General features: G+C 61.7%; 17 protein-coding genes and 4 pseudogenes. 12 read left to right on the forward strand and 9 right to left on the reverse strand.

Annotation, left to right across the window (positions count from 1 at the left end; genetic code table 11):
- The first annotated feature begins 78 nt into the window (after positions 1-78).
- The 3 genes from PV773_RS17980 (at position 79) to PV773_RS17990 (ending at position 3,713) form a co-directional block, all read left to right on the forward strand.
- Positions 79-819: a DUF6088 family protein gene (locus PV773_RS17980; RefSeq protein ID WP_347967672.1), complete on the forward strand. Its 741-nt coding sequence runs from the start codon at positions 79-81 to the stop codon at positions 817-819.
- Entirely contained in the window at positions 800-1,912 is a 1,113-nt protein-coding gene (locus PV773_RS17985) for a nucleotidyl transferase AbiEii/AbiGii toxin family protein (protein WP_347967673.1), read from the forward strand. The genes PV773_RS17980 and PV773_RS17985 overlap by 20 nt, the downstream gene beginning before the upstream one ends.
- A gap of 136 nt (positions 1,913-2,048) precedes the next feature.
- Positions 2,049-3,713, forward strand: a complete 1,665-nt coding sequence (locus tag PV773_RS17990; protein ID WP_347967674.1) for an AAA family ATPase — start codon at positions 2,049-2,051, stop codon at positions 3,711-3,713.
- A gap of 25 nt (positions 3,714-3,738) precedes the next feature.
- Here the strand turns inward: PV773_RS17990 and PV773_RS17995 are convergent.
- Positions 3,739-3,936: pseudogene (locus tag PV773_RS17995) on the reverse strand (DDE-type integrase/transposase/recombinase); the annotation flags it as partial.
- Between the two features lie 79 nt (positions 3,937-4,015).
- Here PV773_RS17995 and PV773_RS18000 point away from each other — a divergent pair.
- The 6 genes and pseudogenes from PV773_RS18000 to PV773_RS18025 all read left to right on the forward strand — a co-directional run.
- On the forward strand, positions 4,016-4,447 hold the full coding sequence (locus tag PV773_RS18000) for a transposase (protein WP_347967675.1): 432 nt from the start codon (positions 4,016-4,018) through the stop codon (positions 4,445-4,447).
- 208 nt (positions 4,448-4,655) lie between these two features.
- Positions 4,656-5,900, forward strand: coding sequence for a tyrosine-type recombinase/integrase (locus tag PV773_RS18005; protein ID WP_347967676.1), 1,245 nt, complete (start codon positions 4,656-4,658; stop codon positions 5,898-5,900).
- Positions 5,894-6,808, forward strand: coding sequence for a tyrosine-type recombinase/integrase (locus tag PV773_RS18010; RefSeq protein WP_347967677.1), 915 nt, complete (start codon positions 5,894-5,896; stop codon positions 6,806-6,808). Before PV773_RS18005 ends, PV773_RS18010 begins: the two co-directional genes overlap by 7 nt.
- On the forward strand, positions 6,805-7,815 hold the full coding sequence (locus tag PV773_RS18015; RefSeq protein WP_347967678.1) for a tyrosine-type recombinase/integrase: 1,011 nt from the start codon (positions 6,805-6,807) through the stop codon (positions 7,813-7,815). Before PV773_RS18010 ends, PV773_RS18015 begins: the two co-directional genes overlap by 4 nt.
- A gap of 71 nt (positions 7,816-7,886) precedes the next feature.
- On the forward strand, positions 7,887-8,213 hold the full coding sequence (tnpB, locus tag PV773_RS18020) for an IS66 family insertion sequence element accessory protein TnpB (RefSeq protein ID WP_347967679.1): 327 nt from the start codon (positions 7,887-7,889) through the stop codon (positions 8,211-8,213).
- A 99-nt stretch (positions 8,214-8,312) separates the two neighbouring features.
- Positions 8,313-8,849 (forward strand): annotated as a pseudogene (locus PV773_RS18025) (IS66 family transposase zinc-finger binding domain-containing protein); the annotation flags it as partial.
- 42 nt (positions 8,850-8,891) lie between these two features.
- On the opposite strand, the gene PV773_RS18030 reads toward PV773_RS18025, so the two are convergent.
- Both PV773_RS18030 and PV773_RS18035 read right to left on the reverse strand, forming a co-directional pair.
- A complete protein-coding gene (locus tag PV773_RS18030; RefSeq protein ID WP_347967680.1) occupies positions 8,892-10,442 on the reverse strand; it encodes an ISL3 family transposase in 1,551 nt (516 codons plus the stop codon).
- A 59-nt stretch (positions 10,443-10,501) separates the two neighbouring features.
- Positions 10,502-10,849 (reverse strand): hypothetical protein, encoded by a 348-nt coding sequence (locus PV773_RS18035; RefSeq protein WP_347967681.1) that lies wholly within the window; start codon positions 10,847-10,849, stop codon positions 10,502-10,504.
- 117 nt (positions 10,850-10,966) lie between these two features.
- Between PV773_RS18035 and PV773_RS18040 the strand changes: the two genes are divergently transcribed.
- Positions 10,967-11,440: a hypothetical protein gene (locus tag PV773_RS18040; RefSeq protein ID WP_347967682.1), complete on the forward strand. Its 474-nt coding sequence runs from the start codon at positions 10,967-10,969 to the stop codon at positions 11,438-11,440.
- Between the two features lie 201 nt (positions 11,441-11,641).
- Here the strand turns inward: PV773_RS18040 and PV773_RS18045 are convergent, their stop codons facing one another.
- The 5 genes and pseudogenes from PV773_RS18045 to PV773_RS18065 form a co-directional block, all read right to left on the reverse strand.
- A complete protein-coding gene (locus tag PV773_RS18045; RefSeq protein WP_347967683.1) occupies positions 11,642-12,283 on the reverse strand; it encodes a poly-gamma-glutamate hydrolase family protein in 642 nt (213 codons plus the stop codon).
- 138 nt (positions 12,284-12,421) lie between these two features.
- A complete protein-coding gene (locus PV773_RS18050; RefSeq protein WP_347967684.1) occupies positions 12,422-13,030 on the reverse strand; it encodes an RES family NAD+ phosphorylase in 609 nt (202 codons plus the stop codon).
- On the reverse strand, positions 13,031-13,765 hold the full coding sequence (locus PV773_RS18055) for an XRE family transcriptional regulator (RefSeq protein ID WP_347967685.1): 735 nt from the start codon (positions 13,763-13,765) through the stop codon (positions 13,031-13,033).
- 124 nt (positions 13,766-13,889) lie between these two features.
- Positions 13,890-14,642: pseudogene (gene qatD / locus PV773_RS18060) on the reverse strand (Qat anti-phage system TatD family nuclease QatD).
- Positions 14,639-15,295: a 7-cyano-7-deazaguanine synthase gene (locus tag PV773_RS18065; RefSeq protein WP_347967686.1), complete on the reverse strand. Its 657-nt coding sequence runs from the start codon at positions 15,293-15,295 to the stop codon at positions 14,639-14,641. Before PV773_RS18065 ends, qatD begins: the two are co-directional and overlap by 4 nt.
- 212 nt (positions 15,296-15,507) lie before the next feature.
- Here PV773_RS18065 and istA point away from each other — a divergent pair, with 212 nt between their 5' ends.
- Both istA and istB read left to right on the forward strand, forming a co-directional pair.
- Positions 15,508-17,040: an IS21 family transposase gene (gene istA, locus PV773_RS18070; protein ID WP_347967716.1), complete on the forward strand. Its 1,533-nt coding sequence runs from the start codon at positions 15,508-15,510 to the stop codon at positions 17,038-17,040.
- 14 nt (positions 17,041-17,054) lie between these two features.
- Positions 17,055-17,810: an IS21-like element helper ATPase IstB gene (gene istB, locus PV773_RS18075; protein WP_347967687.1), complete on the forward strand. Its 756-nt coding sequence runs from the start codon at positions 17,055-17,057 to the stop codon at positions 17,808-17,810.
- 305 nt (positions 17,811-18,115) lie between these two features.
- Here istB and PV773_RS18080 read toward each other — a convergent pair.
- Positions 18,116-18,232 (reverse strand): annotated as a pseudogene (locus PV773_RS18080) (IS110 family transposase); the annotation flags it as partial.
- Between the last annotated feature and the right edge of the window lie 92 nt (positions 18,233-18,324).

Genomic DNA, 18,324 nt, shown 5'->3' on the forward strand with positions numbered 1-18,324 from the left:
AAATTCTGGTCACAACGATGTTTTCGATCGCTACTGACCAATTTTTATATATAATCTTCGGTCAGAAAGGCGGCCCAGATGCCAGACCCGACGTCCGACACGCTCGATCGCATTCACGACCGGATCACCCAGGCGGCGCCGGCCGGCGTATGGTCGCGCGCCGACTTTCTCGACATTGGGACACCGAATGCCGTCGAGAAGGCGCTGCAACGGCTGACCCTGCGGGGTGACATCCGCCGGCCCTATCGCGGCCTCTACGACAAACCCAGCGTCAGCAAGCTGACCGGCAAGATGGTGTTTCCGCCCCGAGCCTCGTTCATCGACGCTATCGCCCGGCGCGACAAGCTGCGCGTGCTGGTCGATGGGATGACCGCCGCGAACGACCTCGGCCTGACGACAGCCGTCCCGGCGCGCTCGACGATCTATGCCGACACCTATCCGCGAACGATCGAGATCGAGGCGAGCGCAGGCGATCCGCTGGCGACCAGGCCGGTCATCTACAAACTCGACTTCAAGCGCATCTCGGCAAAGACGGCATTCTGGGCCGGCCGGCCCGCCATGCGCGTGATCCAGGCGCTGACGTGGTTTCGAGACGAGCGATCGAGCTTGGATGCGGCCGTCAACGGGATCGTCCGGCATCTGTCGCACAATCCCGACCGGGACAAGATCGCACAGGACCTGCGGGAGAACATTCAAGCGGTCCCCGCGTGGATGTATCCGCTGGTTGAGACAATCACGCGCAGGACCGTCGAGGATCAAACCGAAAGCGCGCCGGAGTCAGAACTCACGAAGGGCGATAATGCAGAAGACGTTCATTGAGATCCTGCGTTCGAGCGTCGACGAACGCCGTACGCTCTTCGAGACGGTCGCTGCCCATTTGGGCACTCAGGCGGCAAATATCGAAAAGGACCTCTACGTCTGCTGGGTGCTCGACTTTCTGTTCAACCGTCGGCCGAACGACCCGGTCGGGCTCTATTTCAAGGGCGGCACCAGCCTGAGCAAGGCGTATGGATTGGTGCGCCGGTTCTCCGAGGACATCGACATCGGCATGTACAAAGCTGATCTGTATGTCCCGCTGGAAGCCGACATCGCCGCCCTGCCCTCCGTCAATCAGCAGCAACGCGCGCTCGCTGAGAAGGTCGACGAGGCCGCGCGGCAGTACATCTCAGGACCGCTCAGAGAACTGCTGACCAGGGAGCTCGCGGTCGTCGAAGAGGCGGCCGGACGTCCTGGCCATTTTTCGCTGGGCTTCGGCTTTGATCTATATCGCAATAAGGAAGCGCTCGACATCCTGGTGCTTGGCTACAAGAGCGTCTTTGAGTCCGCGGGCAGCTATGTGCAGGCGGCGGTCCGCATCGAAGGCGGTGCGCGCCCCGATCCCGAGCCGGCCGAGCCACGCGAGATCGTGCCCTACATCGCTGCCGAAATGCCGGACGGGGAAAGCCTCGCCTTTCGGAACGTGACGACGGTGAGGCCCGAGCGGACCTTCTGGGAGAAAGTGCTGATCCTGCATGCGATGACGGAGATGACAGAAAAGCGGCGTCAGGATGCCAATCCCGAGCGGCCCGTGCCTGATCTCAATCGGTACTCACGCCACTACTACGACGTCCATCAGATCTGGACGCACCCCGATTACGGCGTCGCGACGGCGTCCATACGCGAGCTTGCTGAGGCCTGCCGACAGCACAAGGAGCTGATGTTTCGCGCGCCCGATCATCGTTACGACCGCGCGGTGCCGGGCAGCTATCGCCTGGTTCCGACGGAAGATATGCGGGCCAAGCTCGCGACGGACTACCAGCGGATGTCATCGATGATTTTCGGAACGCCGCCGGCCTTTGCGGAGGTCATGGCGAGCATCAAGGCGCTCGAGCAATATCTCAACGTCGCGCCGGCCAATGTCGGGGCGTCATGAGCGCCTCGCTCTTTGCCAGCGTCGAACCTCCTGCGTCATGTCGGGCAGAAAGATGCCAGCAGTCACTGAACATGTCGGTGAGAGGACGGCATAGGGGAAAAGCCGACACGGCCATGTTCTGGGGGAGTGGAATGGCATGACATTGATCCGAGTGCTCGAAATCGAGAACTTTCGTGCGATCAAGAAGCTCCGATGGTTGCCGGGTCCAGGCGTGAATTGTCTGATTGGGCCGGGCGACAGCGGGAAATCCACCATCCTCGACGCCATCGATCTGTGCCTTGGCGCACGGCGATCGCTGACTTTCACGGATGCGGATTTTCATGCGATCGATTTTCATCAATCCATCCGCATTTGCGTGACCCTTGGCGCTCTTGATGAGCCGCTCAAGAACATGGACACGTACGGGGATTTCCTCGTGGGGTTCAACGCCGGCACCGGCATCATTGAGCCCGAACCAGGAGCGGGGATCGAAACGGCACTGACCCTGCAACTCACGGTGCAGAGTGATCTCGAGCCGGAATGGTCACTTGTATCCCCGCGCGCTCAGGCAGCGGGACGCACCCGCAATCTCAACTGGGCCGATCGCACCCGAATTGCGCCTGCGCGTCTGGGTGTTACCGGGGACACCCACCTGACGTGGCGGCGCGGCTCGGTGCTGAGCAAACTTTCAGATGGCAAGGCGGATACATCGAACGAGCTTACCCGGTTGGCCCGCCAAATGCGGGACGCCTTCGACCAGAAGGAACTCAAGGAACTCGAAGGGTCACTGAAGCTGGTCACGACCGCTGCAGGCGAGATGGGTGTGCCAGTCGGCGCGGCGGTGCAGGCTCTCATCGATGCGGGCTCGGTCACCTTCACGGGCGGCACGATCTCTCTTCACGATGAGAATGGCATAACGCTCCGATCTCTCGGCCTGGGCTCGTCGCGTTTGCTTATCGCGGCGTTGCAGCGAAAGGCTGCTGACAAGGCTACGACCTTCCTGATCGATGAACTTGAATATGGTCTGGAGCCGCACCGCATCATCCGGTTGCTCGGAGCGCTTGGTGCAAAAGAAGAAGTTCCCCCGCTGCAGGTGTTCGCGACGAGCCATTCCCCGACGGCTGTTACGGAATTGAGTGCCCATCAGCTGCATATCGTGCGACGCAATAGCGGTGGAGAGCACGTCGTCACCCGCGCCGGCGACGCCGGCGACGTGCAGGGCACGATCCGAGCTCACGCCCACGCCCTGCTCGCCACCTCGATCATCGTGTGCGAAGGCGGCAGCGAGATCGGGCTCATGCGCGGACTGGATCAGCATTTTACCAGTACGGGTGAAATATCCTTGGCGGCCTGTGGGGCCACGCTCGTCAACGGCAACGGTGATGAGACCTTCAGCCGCGCCAATGCCTTGAAGTCTCTTGGATATCGCGTCGCCATCCTGCGGGATAGTGACAAGCTCGCGCCGGCCGACGCGGAAGCGACCTTCCTTGCCGGGGGAGGGAATGTTTTCGCCTGGGGCGGCGGCCGAGCCCTGGAGCAGGAACTCTTCGTTGCCCTTCCCGATGGTCCCGCCGCCAAGCTGTTGGATCTTGCCGTCGAGACAAAGGACCGAGCGCTCGTTGAGGCGCATATCAAGACGATTTCGAACGGAGCGCAAACACTTGACGGCTTGGAGACCGAGGCGCTGATCAATGGTTTCAGTGCCGATAGCCGGGTACTCCTAGGCAATGCGGCGGCCCGCTTCGGCTGGTTGAAGACCATTACGGCCATGGCGGTTGCCGGGCGGACTATTGTCGGCTCTGTCGCAAACCTGAAGTCTTGAGGCGGTTTGCCGCTTTGGCGATCCGTCAGGCGGCGACAATTTCGAACTGCTCAGCGATCGACGGCGCCGGATTATGGGCATACCTCGCTTGTCGTTTGCGCATCATGTGGACCATCTCGATGCCGGAAAGAATGATGGCGGCGCTCGACTGCGACTTGAAGCCGAGCATGGACCGAATGCGGCGCTTGACGCGGCGATGATCCTGCTCGATGCGGTTGTTCAGAGTAAGCGTCGTCCCGTCCGCACCTTCACCATCGTGAGGTAAGAGCCCAATGTGACGATCCGTTTTGGAGGATCGTTTTGTGTCTAGGCTTGACCATAGACTTGAGCCGGACAGTGAGGTCCGGCGCTTTGAGGTAATCAACGGGGCGATGGGGCGTCGGCGCTGGAGCGCTGACGAGCGGGCGCAGATCCTGGAGGAGTCACTTGCGCCCGGTGCGGTGGTTTCGGCGGTGGCCCGTCGGCATGGACTGACGCCGCAGCAGTTGTTCACCTGGCGGCGCGAAGCGCGGAAGCGGGCGGAGGCCGAGACGTTGTCCTTCGTTCCGGTCGTGGTCGCGCCGGAGCCGGCAGATGCAAAGGGGCCGAAGCCGCCCCGGTCCAAGCGCCGTGCCCCGCGACGGCGTACGGCGGCAATCGAACTGGAGGCGGCCGGTGTCACGGTGCGGATCTGCGACGGCGCGTCTGCGGCCACGATTGCGGCGGTGGTCGGTGCCTTGAAGGGCGCATCGTGATCGGCCCGACCGGCGCGGTGCGCGTCCTGGTGGCGACGAAACCGGTGGACTTCCGCAATTATGCGGAGCGCAGGATTATGCGGAGTCCTGGCCGGTGCAGATAAACATACATGCTTAATATCAATGTGTTGCGTGCAATCGCGCAACCTTTTCAGTCAGCATAATTTGGTCCTCCCTGAGGTGTGCATGCATTTCAAGGGGAGACGATATGGTCATCACGAAGAGTAAGTCACTGAACCCGGGCCGTATGGACGCCGGCTTCCTGATTCCATTGGTTGCAGAGTTTGGATCGCACCTCGAAGTTCTTGGCTACAGCCGACTGACGATCAGTGGCTATACGGATTCCGCCCGGCACTTCGCAGCATGGATGCTCGAGGCAGGCTTGCCGCTGGACGAGATCTGCAAGGACACGGTCGATCGCTTCGCCCACCACCATTGCCAGTGTGCCGGAGCCCGGCGATGGAACGGTGTATCGAGGAAGTATGCGAGGCGGGTGGGCAGGTTCGTCGCATTCCTCGCCGAGCGTCAGTTCATCGCGCCGGCGCCGAGCGTCGCGGCGGAGATCGTTCATCCGCAGATCCTGGGCTACCAGCGATGGCTCGCCGTTCACCGTGGCCTGTCCGTTCGGTCGATTTGGCGTCAAGGCCGTATGATCAAGCGTTTGCTGTCCGCCCTTGGCGAAGAATCGCGGGCCTACAGCGCCACCACCATCCGCGCGACAGTCCGCGCCGAGGCGGAGCGGTGCTCTCCCAGCCACGTCAGGACAATGACGAGCGCACTTCGAGGCTATCTTCGCTTCCTCGCAGCGTCGGGCCTGTGTCGCCCCGGGTTGGACCAGGCGGTGCCGCCGGTCCTGCAATGGCGGCTCTCGGCTCTGCCCCGCTATCTGCCGACCGCGGAGGTCGAGCGCATGATCGCCTCGTGCGACCTGGCAACGCCGCTCGGTCTGCGCGACCGGGCGATATTGCTGCTCCTCGGACGACTCGGCCTGCGTGCTGGAGATATCTGCTGCATGCGCCTTGATGACTTCGACTGGGCGGCCGGCACGCTGCGTGTGAGCGGCAAGAGCCGGCGGGGCGTGCGTTTACCGCTGCCACAAGACGCGGGCGACGCGGTCTTGGCCTACATCGAGACCGGCCGACCGACGGTGACGGAAGATCGACTATTCCTGCGATCGATCGCGCCCTATCGGCCGTTCACGACGTCCTCATCGATCGGTGGGATCGTCGTCCGCGCCTTGCGACAGGCCGGCGTTGAAGATCCTCCATTCAAGGGCGCGGGCCTTCTTCGTCATTCCGCCGCGACGACCATGTTGCGCGCGGGCGCGACGCTTGAGGCTGTCGGCGCCGTCCTGCGTCATCGCTCGCTCGACATGACGGCACACTACGCGAAGGTCGATGTGCCCATGCTCGAGACAATCGCCCAGCCTTGGCCGGGAGAAGCATCATGCTGAATGAAGACCTGGACCGGCATATCAGCCTTCATCACGCCCTGGGCTTCAAGTTCCGTACCCAGGCGCTGCTCCTGCGCAATTTTGTGGCCTATGCTGAAGCGCGCGGCGATCAGATCATCAGCGCCGATCGTGTCCTCGCCTGGGCTGTGGAAGCACCGTCACCACAACAACGGCGCAACCGTCTTCTCGAAGTCCGCCGCTTCGCGATCGCAATGCATGCCGAGGATGACCGGCACGAGATACCGGCCACCGATGCTTTTGGGCGTGGCCTGTTCACCCGCAGGATTCCTCATATCTACAGCCAGGACGATATCCTGCGCTTGATGACCGCCGCCGCATCTCTATCGCCGGCCGGGACGATCCGGCCCTTGACCTACGCCACCTTGTTCGGGTTGCTCGCTGCGACCGGCATGAGGATATCCGAAGCCCTCGCGCTGCGCCTGGCGGATATCACCGACGATGGCCTGATCGTTGACAAGACCAAGTTTAAGAAGAGCCGGCTGCTGCCGCTGCATCCGTCAACCCGACGAGCACTGAACGCCTATCTGGCGGTCCGGTTGCGCGTCGCCGCCGAGAGCGACATTCTGCTGATCGGCAACACCGGCAAGGCGGTGGCCTATCCGACGGTCATCGCTATCTTCCTGCGGTTGACCCGTTCTATCGGACTTCGCCGAACACCCGGCACCGGCGGGCCGCGGATCCACGACCTGCGTCATACCTTCGCCGTCCGCTCTCTTGAGAGCTGTCACAGCAACGCCGCCGCGGTGTCGCGGCATATCGTCGGATTGAGCACCTATCTCGGCCATGCTCACGTTACGGATACCTACTGGTATCTTCAGGCGAGCCCGGCGCTGATGACCCATATCGCCGACGCCGGCGAAGCGCTGCAGCGGGGAGAAGTGCAATGACAGCGCTCGCCCCACCTCTCGCGACCTTCCTTCGCGAGCATCTTCCTCGTGAGCGCCGCGCCAGTCCGCATACCTGCGAAGCATACGCCTATAGCTTCCAACTGCTGGTCACGTTCGCCGCACGGCGCCTTGGGACACAACCTTCCCGGCTGGAGATCGAACAGCTGGACGTGCCGATGATCCTGGCCTTCCTGGAATATGTCGAGCAGGAACGCGGCAACTCGGCACGATCACGCAACGCCCGTCTGGCAGCCATCAAGTCGTTCTTCCACTTCCTGGAGTATCGCCTGCCGGCCTGCCTCGATCAGGCTTCGCGGGTGCATGCGATACCGATGAAGAAGATCGATCAGGGGCTGGTCGCCACTCTGACCCGGACCGAGATCCAGGCACTACTGGATGCTCCGGACCCTCGCACGCTCTCTGGCACACGCGACCGGGCGATGCTTCATCTTGCGTTCGCTGCCGGGCTGCGTGTGTCCGAACTCGTCGGGCTCAGGGTCGATCAGTTCGACGCGAGGGCGCCGGCCAGCATCCATGTCATGGGTAAGGGCCGGCGAGAGCGCGTTCTGCCACTATGGCGGGAGACCACGGCCGTGATCAGAGCTTGGCTCGCAGTCCGTCCGCGGGGTCTGGATACCGCGCTGTTCCTCAACAGCGCCGGACGGGTGATGACCCGTTCCGGGTTCGAATACATTCTCGCCAAGCACGCTGAGAAAGCCGCGGCCGCCCAGCGCTCCATCATTGGAAAGAAGGTGTCGCCGCACGTCCTTCGGCACAGTTGCGCGATGCACATGCTCCAGGCGACGCACGACATCCGAAAGGTCGCACTATGGCTCGGCCACGTCAGCCTTCAAAGCACGGAGGCCTACCTGCGGGCGGATCCGTCCGAGAAGCTGGAGGCTCTGAACGCCGCCTCAGCCCCGAACCTCAAGCCCGGTCGCTTCCGACCGCCTGACAAGCTATTGGCAATGATCAACGGCGGTGAGGCCGAAAATTATGCGGAGTGATGCACCCGAAAAGCCTTGGCCAGTTCTCGGTCAAACGGCCAGGACTCCGCATAATCCTGCGCTCCGCATAATTGCGGTTATGCAGAGCCCCGCATAACCGCAAGGGAGCGGAAGGTCTGGCGGCGCTCGTGCGCGAGACGATGGGCGCGGATCCGTTCTCGGGCGCGGTCTACGTGTTCCGGGCCAAGCGCGCCGACCGGATCAAGCTGGTCTACTTCGACGGCACGGGCGTATGTCTGTTCGCCAAGCGGCTGGAGGATGGCAAGTTTTGCTGGCCGGGCATTACCGACGCCGTCGTGCGGCTGACGGCTGCGCAGTTGCAGGCGCTGCTGGAAGGCCTCGACTGGCGGCGGGTGCACGAGACGCGCGAGACGCGTGTTCCGACGACAGCGAGCTGACCATCGCATCATTGCCAAACCACTGGAATCCATGCTTGAATCCGCTTTGTGACCGACGCGGCCGCTGCCCTTCCCGACGATCCTCACGCGCTTCAGGCGATGCTTCTGGCCGAACGCGCGGAGAACGAGAAGCTCCGCCAGATCATCAAGGAGTTGCAGCGCCATCGCTTCGGCCGGAGGGCCGAGAGCCTGCCTGAAGACCAACTGCTCCTGGGGTTGGAGGAAGCCGAGCAGGTGGAGGCGGAGGGCTTCGCCAGCGAGGAAACTGCAGACCCCACGAAGCGTGACGCCCGGGCTCGTAAGCGCCGCGCCAACCGCGGTTCGTTGCCCGCCCACCTGTCGCGCGTGGAGCGGGTGATCGACATCGCCGACAAGATCTGCCCGTGCTGTCGAGGCCAGTTGCATGTGATGGGCGAGGACGTCTCCGAACGTCTCGACATCGTGCCCGCTCAGTTCCGGGTGATCGTCACCCGTCGGCCGAAATATGCCTGTCGCGCCTGCGAAGAGGTGGTGGTCCAGGCGCCGGCGTCAGCACGCCTCGTCGAAGGCGGCATTCCGACAGAGGCCACGGTGGCTCATGTGCTGGTGTCGAAGTATGCCGACCACCTTCCCCTGTACCGCCAGGCCCAGATTTATGTGATTTTTCATGGAAAGAGGGGTCTGACGCGATCTCGATGATCATGGTGCCAGCAACCGGGCCTGCAGAAGATCGAGCTTTCCACGTCCGTACATCTGCCGTTTCACCAATTTGAGCTTCGTGATCTGACCTTCGGTTTGCCCGTTGGACCAAGGCTCGGTGATCGCCGCTCGTACCGCGGCGCGGTCGCGGAGAATGCCGCTAGCGAAGGATGCGACGAGGCTTTTGCTTGCGCAGGTGATCCACGGTTCCAGGTCATCGGCGATCTTCTTGCGGATCATGGAATGGAAGCTGTCGATCAGGCTACGTGCTTCCACCAGCATGGGCACGCCCGCTTCGATGGCGGCGATCATCACCGTATCGGCTTTGCTCAGGTGATCGCGCGCCGTCGTCATCAGTCGTGCGATCGTTCTGGCGGACGGTACTTTCTGAAGCTGCTGGTCGGAAGCCAGTTCCGCGCGCCGGCGGCGCCTCGCCCATTCGCTGACGACACCGGGACGTCCCCGAAAGCCCTTTGCCTTCATCCGTCGCCAGAGTTCGCTTGCATTGTGGCAGGCCGAGGCCCACTGCTCATCGAGGAAGGGCAGCCAAGCTTCAAGTGAGCTTTGCCGGACACGGAAGATATCGGTCCGCTGGCCACGCACCACCTGGCGAACCAGCTTGCGGCTGTGGCCGGTGCGGCGCACGATCTCCTTGATCGACACGCCTGCACTGGCGAACTTCATGATGGCCGCATTGGTATCTTCGCGGCGCAGGTAGCCTTCATATTGCAGCTTCTCGGCATAGGTGAGCAGATCGGGATTGATTGTGGTGGCCCCGATCGCCGTTCGGATCGTGCGCATCGATTTGCGGACTGCGTCCAGGAATGCAGCGCTGGCGTTCTCCATGAGATGCCAGCGATCGGCGACCTGAACCGCATTTGGCAAGGCTCTTGCGGTCGCTTCCCCATATCCGCCGCCGCGATCGCGTGACACAACCTCGATCTGAGGACGGTCCGCAAGCCAAGCTTCGACGGTCGCGATCTCGCGGTCGGGCAAGAGTGTCACGATCCGCCGCCGTTCCAGATCGCAGACGATCGTGCCGTAGCGGTGATTGCGCCGGAAGGCCCAATCATCGATTCCGACAACGCGCAGAGTATCTGCGTACGAGCAAGCCCGGCGCCGCACCACCCTCAGCAGCGTGTCGTTGCTGGCAGGCACCATCAGCCGTTTTGCCGTCCTGGCGGCGGGGCGTCCGCCGAGTGCCAGCCCAAGATGATGGACGATGCAGTCCAGCCGCGAGGTTCGACGGGAACGCTCGGCAATAATGTCGCCGAAACGTTCGGCGAAAATCCGTCGGCGACAAAGTGGGGCATCACAGACGAAACGGCGCGCCATCAGCCGAAGTTCGACCCTTCTGCCTGCACATGGCAGGTCAGAAACTGTCCGCGAATACCAGCTATGGACACGCCGCGATGCTCGCCGGCAAAGCGGGCAGGCCCGCTCGTCTACTGTCGCTCGCGCCGAGACTACCAATATTCCCTCGACCTCGGCGGTACGCTCAACAATCAATCCGGCCGGGATCAGGGACGAAAAACGCAATCTGTTCGCCATGGTGCTGATTCCCCTCAGAAAACAGCACCACCTCGCCAGCGAAAATCATCGAATGTGAGTCAGACCCCCGATTCCACGCTCATTGACATGACCGCCTCCGTGCGTTCAGCGTCGACCTTGGCTTGCCTGTCGAGGAACCGTTCCGCGACGGCCACCATGGCGTCCAGGCTTTCGTTCAGCTCCGATCCTATGCCAACGCTCTCCAGCGACGCCCGCAACCCGATGCGTATCAACTCCCCTTCGTCGGTCGCCCGTTCGACCTTCTTGCGAGCGACCAGGATTTCGTCCCAAGCCGCGAGCGCGTCGGCGCGGGCGGAACTGCGCTCCTCGATCAGCTCGATCAGAAGTTCAGGCGCGGATTCCTTGCATCCCCCGAGCAAGTCTCTTGCTGCGGTGGTGATTTCCAAAAGGGTCGCATCCGCGCGCGTAGCGCGCTGGACAAGTTGGTCGGTCGTGCGAGCGATCGCGGCGGCACTTTCGGCTAGGCTTCGCTGCGTTGTTCGAATTTCGGCCAACTCGCGCGCGTGAACCAGACGTGCTGCCCCAGCATCGTCGTCACGCGCCAGCACCACTTCAAAACTATCCGCCGTCTCGGCGATCAGCTTCTTGCGATGCTCTTACTGCCCAAGCTGAATGCTGCGAGCCCGGCAGAGTACGAATATCAGGTGAAGAATCTCTATGGCCGACTGCGCGACACTTATGAGCGCGTGGTGGAGGAAGTGATCTTCCGGGATATCGTCCGACGTGGAACTGATGTCATTCGGACCCAGCTGTTGCGCTACGTTCGCTTTCCTGACGCACTGGCAATCCGATTCCACGAGGGCATGACCCGCGCAAACACTCACAGCCATGACAATCCGGCGGCCGACACGGTAGCCGTTCCCCTTCCCGACGAATTCACCGAGCATATTTCTGAGCTTGAAGCCCTGATTGCTGATCTCAAGGCTGAGAGCGAGGCTGCAGAAGTAGATCGTCCGCAGATGAAGCCGAAGAAGTAACGGCCTGCGCTGACGGGATTCGAACTTGGACCGCAGGGGCGTTCAGTCCAATTTTGAACTTTCGCCTCTGACGGAACGGTGTCGCTGATTGCTTTCTACAGCCGACCACCTGTACGGCAGGCAGAAACAAGTCCCGGTATGGGCGTTCAAGCCAAAGCCGTGATCCCGGTGGCTGTGAGTTTGGCGGCCGCCGTCAAGTTTTCAATCCGTGCCCTGCTGGCCAAGATGATCCGCAATCGCCTTGCAGGCCGCGTCGGAAAACAGCGCGCGGCGTTCGGGATCCGCAACGAGCGCGTCCCGCAGCGTTTTTGGCAACTCGAGCTGCACGCCCGCCTTACCTATACCGCGGTTGCAGATGTTGTTCTTGTGCTCACCCGGGAGCCGATGGCCGGACGTGATGGCCTTGAAGCCCGCACTCCGCAAGGCTAGCGAAATTGCGTCGCGCAACTCCTTGCCCCGACCGCCGGCCCAGATCGTCTCTGGGTCGTCGCCGTCCGCGCGTCCATGCATGCCGATCACGATCTGAGCCTTCGAGATCAACTGAAGGCATTGGTCCTCGTCAAAATATTCGGATTTGATATGCAGGGCGCCATGGCGCCGGTTCGGCTTGAGTCCTTCAAACAGATAAAGTGAGAAATCGTCGCCCGCGACGGCGGTGGCCAGTTGCAACGTACCATACTCTATCCGGCCACCATGTGGCGCGACGATCGCCACAGCCGAACCGCGATCCATTGCCGAGATATCGTAGTCGACACCCAGCTTCTCACGCGCGGCCAGATCGGCAAATGCCGTGTATTTGTCGTCGGCTTTCGGCTTCTGCTCAACGCCTCGAGATAGTTTCATTGCTCGCCCTGGCTGGCGGCCGAGCCACAAGCGACGCCAGATTCTTCAGAATAGTCGTGCGCATCTCGCCAGCATTCAAGCCCAACGTTTCAGCAAGGAGACGGACGGCGTCGGTTCCCGAACAATACCAGCCCCACATCATTGCACCCCGACCTTCAAGTCGCGCAGCACTGCCGCGAGCCCGGGTTCCTTGAGAAGGGGTCCGTGCGTCACTGCGCGCAGCTTCGGAACTGCCCGACCGTATATTGCCAGATTTGTCTCGCCGTTCAGCCGCGACGGGTAAATGATTCCATCTGGCTGCGCCGGGTGGTCGTGAATCGCTACTGACCAACGGCGCGCCAGGCTCTGCTTCGAACCGCGTGCGACATCGCTGGGAATGCCCATTCGCAAGGGACCGTCGCCCCGCAGGTCGACGAGCGACAACGCCGCGGTAACCTCAACCAATGCATAGCTGCGCACGGTGAGGTCCCGTTCGTCGAGGAGCAGATCGCCGACACGACCATCGCCCTGATCACGCAGCACCGCCTCGACAAAGCAGACCTTCAAGCTGCTGCCGAGATAGAGAACGCCAAAGCGATTGGCAGTCGCACGGCGGCGAGGATCGCTGAAACGGCTTGGGCTCTTGCTGAATCCGAGCGGATCCTTGAAGCGCGTGAAGAAGATGCGCCCGAATTGCGCACCGGCGTCGACTGTCGCGCTATCTAGCGCGACAGTCGCGAACCCCGATGGAGGATCTAGCCCGGGCACTCAGGCGAAGGTGCCGTCGGCAATGCTGTCAGCAACGGCTAGCGCCTCATCCGCTTTGCCGCGCCGCAACGCCTCGCGACCCGTCATGCCGTCGAGCTCTGGATGGGACTGGACGAGAAAACGATATACCGACCACGGGCCACCGCCGAGTCGCTCGAAGAGACGCGGAAGGGCCGCAAACGGCTTTCCGTCCTCCCCGACCTGCCAGGCCGGAAAGCGAAAGCCGCGCTTGGCACCATCGAGACCCAGCACCTGATGGTTTTGACGTTTGGTGTTGACCGTCATTCGACTGGTGCCTAGCAACATGGCGAACTTATCCGCGCTCAGCATGTCCTCTCGAGCGAGGATCGTTGCGGCGTGCACCTTACCGCGCGCACGTGCCTCATCGAGCGCTGCCGCCAAATCGTCGGCGGCATCTGCCACCGGCTCTTCCATTGGAGTGACGGTAGTATCGCCCGTTGGGTCAACCTTAACACGGAAACTCACCGCTCGACCCGCCGCTTGGCTCTCGGCCATCGCCTTCCCATAACCAGCCAGTAGCGGCTTTATCTTGGCCGGCTTTGTCGAAATTACCTCGACAATATTACGCGGGGCACGGAAAGTAACCCCGGCCGCGCCTTTAGGCAGCGCCGCGACCGCATTCGTCATGAATGCGGTCGTGAGCATTGCCTGCGAAGAATTTCCTGTCGACCGCTTGGGGCCGCGCCGGCTTGGTTTGGTCTTGATGTTGGCCATGTCGCACCTCTTGCGCTCCAATATGGCGACGTTCGTCAATCTCGTCAAGTTCGTAAAGTGGTCCACTTCATGTCCCGTCACGCGGATGCATCCGGTTCAGCCCATAGCCTTTATGAACCTCCCTTCATTCGTGGACAGAGCCATCGGGTATTGATGCTGACAGAACTCGCAGGTTTTCTCTGAGTTGATAATGCATGGCTCCCGAGTCCAGGTTCCAAGCGCGCCTCAATTCCTCGACGGCCATCCAAGCGTCTACCGGTTGTAACGGGCGGCTACGATCCATTGCGAAAGGGCCATCTGTTTCGGTGAGCACCCGATTCCTCGGTAGTGCTTGAGCAATCGTGCGGCCGTTAGTGGTTCTAAGCATCGCTGGCCCGACGCTGAACCAACAACCTTAACGAATGGCCCGCTGTAACTCTTTGCTGTTTCCGCTAAACCAGTGGAGAACCGGGGTGCCGGACGACGGAAAGCGTGCAAGAGCGTCGAGCACGTCTCCAGCAGCACGTCTGCTATGGATTGACAGAATCTTGCCACCCATCGTCGATGCCGTTCGCAGGATCAACTCGAACGCGCGTAGTTGGAGGTCCTGTGTGGGTTTGAACTGGGGGGAGCCGTCGAGGCCGATTTCGCCGAAGTACCTTGTTTCCGTTGCTAAGGCTTCAAACAAGGCGAGCTCGCCAAATCGATCACCGGCCAGCTCGGGATGCAGCCCTAGAGCCGTGCGAATTCGAGGCTTTCCCTTCGCCAACGCCGTCGTCTTACGCCATGCCTTCGGGGTGGTCGTCACGGACAGAACGTACACACCAGCCCTATTCGCATCCTCAGCTGCCAACTCAGGATCACGATAGAGGTCAAGGTGACAGTGAAAATCGATCAAACCGAAAGTCCGCTATCTCGGAGGAAATTGCCGACCTCAGTCAGCCCACGTCGGTGCACATCCAGTATGTCGCTTCGTCTTTGAGGGTCAATCGGCAATGGCCCGGAGCGAGCCGCCCATCTTCCGATGTTCTCCGTTGCAAGTCGCTGAACCGCAGTCATCATCGCAACGAGGTCATCGCGGTTATCTTCATCGGACATCACCTGAGCAATGTCGGCATCCTCATAGTCAGTCTTGTCGTCGACGGCCCCGGCATAGAAGGACGCTCTGCGGATCAGGCAGGGAACGCACCTCCCGCATTGACGATTCGTCCGCTTCCACTTGCCGCACGAGACCGTCTCGCTGGCGATACGTTCGAAGCCTGGATAGCTCGCCATTCTGAGGACCATCTCTCCCTTCGTGGTGGCTTCGTAAGGATTTCTGATTGTCACCTCGAGGCCGACTTGCGTGAGTATTGCCTGCACCGATGCCAGGAAGTGAGGATGCGTCGTCCTCGTGCTGAGGGAGCCGATACGGCGTGGCGTCAGTGGGGCGTTGAGTGCTATCAGACCATTTTCAGGCATTAGCAGTTCGGTGACACCATTCCGAAATGACGAACGGGCTTGGGCGGCAAGAACACCAAAGGCAATGAAGTTGAAACTGCGGGTCCGCATGCTGACATCGGAAGCACCGCTCCAGGTCGGATGCGCGTTGACTGCGGATTCCAGGAATTAACCGGATGGGATTCCGATCAAAATCCGGACAGCGTTCCGATCTGAAGCCGGACAGCATTCCAATCAATTGCCGGACGGTTTTTCCGTCGTGACGATGCCTTTGGGTCAGCAACCTTGGCATGAACCTCCTCAGTATCCACGAGGGGAATTTCATGCCGTTAAAGAGAAGGCTGACCATGCGACACATACGACAGATGCTTCGGCTCTCTGCCGGCGGGACAAGCGTACGCGAGATTGCGGTGGTGCTCGGGGTTGCCCGAAGCACGGTGCAAGATAACCTGGATCGGGCTAAGGCCGCTGGGTTGAACTGGCCATTGCCAGGAGAACTGACAGACGATGCTCTGGAGCATCGGCTTTTCATCCGCGCCGGCGTCAAACAGGGCCAACGGCGACGTCACGAGCCGAACTGGGCGGAGCTTTCCATCGAGCTGAAGAAGCCCGGCGTGACGCTGTTGATCCTGTGGGAGGAATATCGCAGCGTCCATCCTGATGGTTATGGCTATAGCCGCTTCTGCGAGCTGTTCCGCGGTTTCGAGCAGCGCCTTTCGCCGACGATGCGCCAGGAGCATGCTGCCGGCGACAAGGTCTTCGTGGACTATTCCGGCAAGAAGGTGCCGATCGTCGATCGCAAGACCGGCGAGATCCGCGAGGCGGAGCTGTTCCTCGGCGTGCTCGGCGCGTCGAGCTACACATTCGCCGAGGTGACCTGGACCCAGACCTTGCCGGACTGGATCGGCTCGCACGTGCGCATGTTCGCCTTCTTCGGTGGCGTGCCCCGCCTGATCGTGCCCGACAATCTGAAGTCCGGCGTCAGCCGCGCAAGCTTCTACGATCCCGAGATCAACCGCAGCTACGGCATGATGGCGTCCCACTACGGTGTCGGTGTTTTGCCGGCGCGGCCGCGGCGTCCGAAGGACAAGGCCAAGGTCGAAAACGGCGTGCGCTTCGCCCAGAGCTGCATTCTCGGCCGCTTGCGCAAGCAAACGTTCTTCTCGCTTACAGAGGCCAATGCCGCGATCGCCGGTGTGCTGGAGCGCATCAACAATCATGTCATGCGCCGGCTGGGCGTCAGCCGCCGGCATCTCTTCGAGACGGTTAAACGCGCCGCGCTCGCAAGCCTGCCTGCCGAGGATTACGAGTTCGCCGAATGGCGCTTGGCGCGGGTGTCGACGGATTATCACGTCGAGTTCCCGAGCTTTTTCTATTCCGTGCCGCACGCCCTCATCCGTCAGCAGGTCAATACCCGGGCGACAGCGCGGATGATCGAGATCTTCCATCGCGGCAAACGCGTCGCTGCGCATCAGCGCCGCTATGGCGGTCCGCGCTATGGAACGGACCCCGCGCACATGCCCAGCTCGCACCGCCGATATGCCGAGTGGACACCGGAGCGCTTTCGGCGCTGGGGCGCGTCCATCGGTCCGCAGACCGAAGGGCTGATTGTTGCCATCCTCGCCAGCCGGCCACACCCCGAGCAAGGCTTCAGAACATGCCTCGGCATCCTGCGCCTTTATCGCGACATCACCCGCGACCGCGCCGAGGCCGTTTCGGCGCGCGCCGTGGAGATTGGCGGCCTGACCTGCAAGACCATCGCCTCGCTCATCGCCACCCACAGCACAAGGCATTCCACCGAACCTGCTGCCGTCATGGAGCACGCCAATCTGCGTGGCCCCGGCTACTTTCATTGAGGAGACAACGAACGATGCTGATCAACCCAACCATCGACATGCTGCGCGAACTCGGCCTGACAGGCATGGCCAGTGCCTATCAGGAACTCGAGACGCAAACGGAAGCCAGAAGCCTCGAGCATGGCGAATGGCTCGCCCTACTTCTCGAACGTGAGGCGACAATGCGCCGGCAAAAGCGTTTCGAGGCCAGGGCCCGCGCCGCAAAGCTGCGCCATGACGCCCAGATCGAAAATATCGACTTCCGCGCCGCCCGCGGCCTCGACCGCAATCTCTTCATGAAGCTGGCCGGCTGCGACTGGGTCCGGCAGCGCCACAGCCTGCTGTTGATCGGTCCGGCCGGCGTCGGAAAGAGCTGGCTTGCCTGCGCGCTGGGACACAAGGCATGCCGCGAGGACCTCTCCGTTGCCTACCATCGCCTCCCCAGGCTCTTCGCCACACTTGCCCTGGCGCGCGGCGACGGCCGCTATCCGAAGGTCCTCAAGGCCCTGGCCAGAACCGACCTGCTCATCCTCGACGACTGGGGCCCGGAGAAGCTCAACGACGAGCAGCGTCGCGATCTCCTGGAAATCATCGAGGACCGATACGAGAAGCGATCCACCATCGTTACCAGCCAGGTGCCCGTCGATCACTGGTACGACATGATCGGCAATCCAACCATTGCCGATGCCATCCTCGACCGGCTCGTACACAACGCCTATCGCATCGAGCTCAGCGGCGAGAGCATGCGAAAACAGAAAGCCCTGATCACCGACCAAACAACCCTAGCTTGACCGCGAAACGCGGTTCAGGTCAAAAACACATACGACCCAGGGGCCAACTGTCCGGCTTCAAATCGGAATCGTGTCCGGCATGAGATCGGAATACCTGTCCGGCTTCAGATTGGAATAGCCGTCCGGCATCACCGGAATACGCACCTCCGGCGCGTGGGGCGCCAGCGACCTACGGAGTGCGGGCGCTCACAGACGCCGTTGTCTGCGTCATCCCGCGCGGGAACTTCAGCCGGCTATCAAGAGAGCATCCGGAGATCGGAATGCGGCTCGCGTGGCTGATGTCGCGGGACCGCAATCTCTCCTTCGGCCAAGGCCTGTGGTTCGCTCGCCGCTCGTGTTTCCTTCACGATCCGACTACTCTCATCGACGACGCAAATCGCGGTCTCTTCCAAAGACACGTCCAGTCCGGCAAAATACTTCACGGCTGCTCCTTCCCGATGTTTGTGGCGCTCCAAAGCGACCACGTTCTAACATCCTGACAGGAGCAGCCGCCCGCATCTGGGCTCGGGCGAGA

Source organism: Mesorhizobium sp. CC13, assembly GCF_039907765.1.
Lineage (GTDB): Bacteria > Pseudomonadota > Alphaproteobacteria > Rhizobiales > Rhizobiaceae > Aminobacter.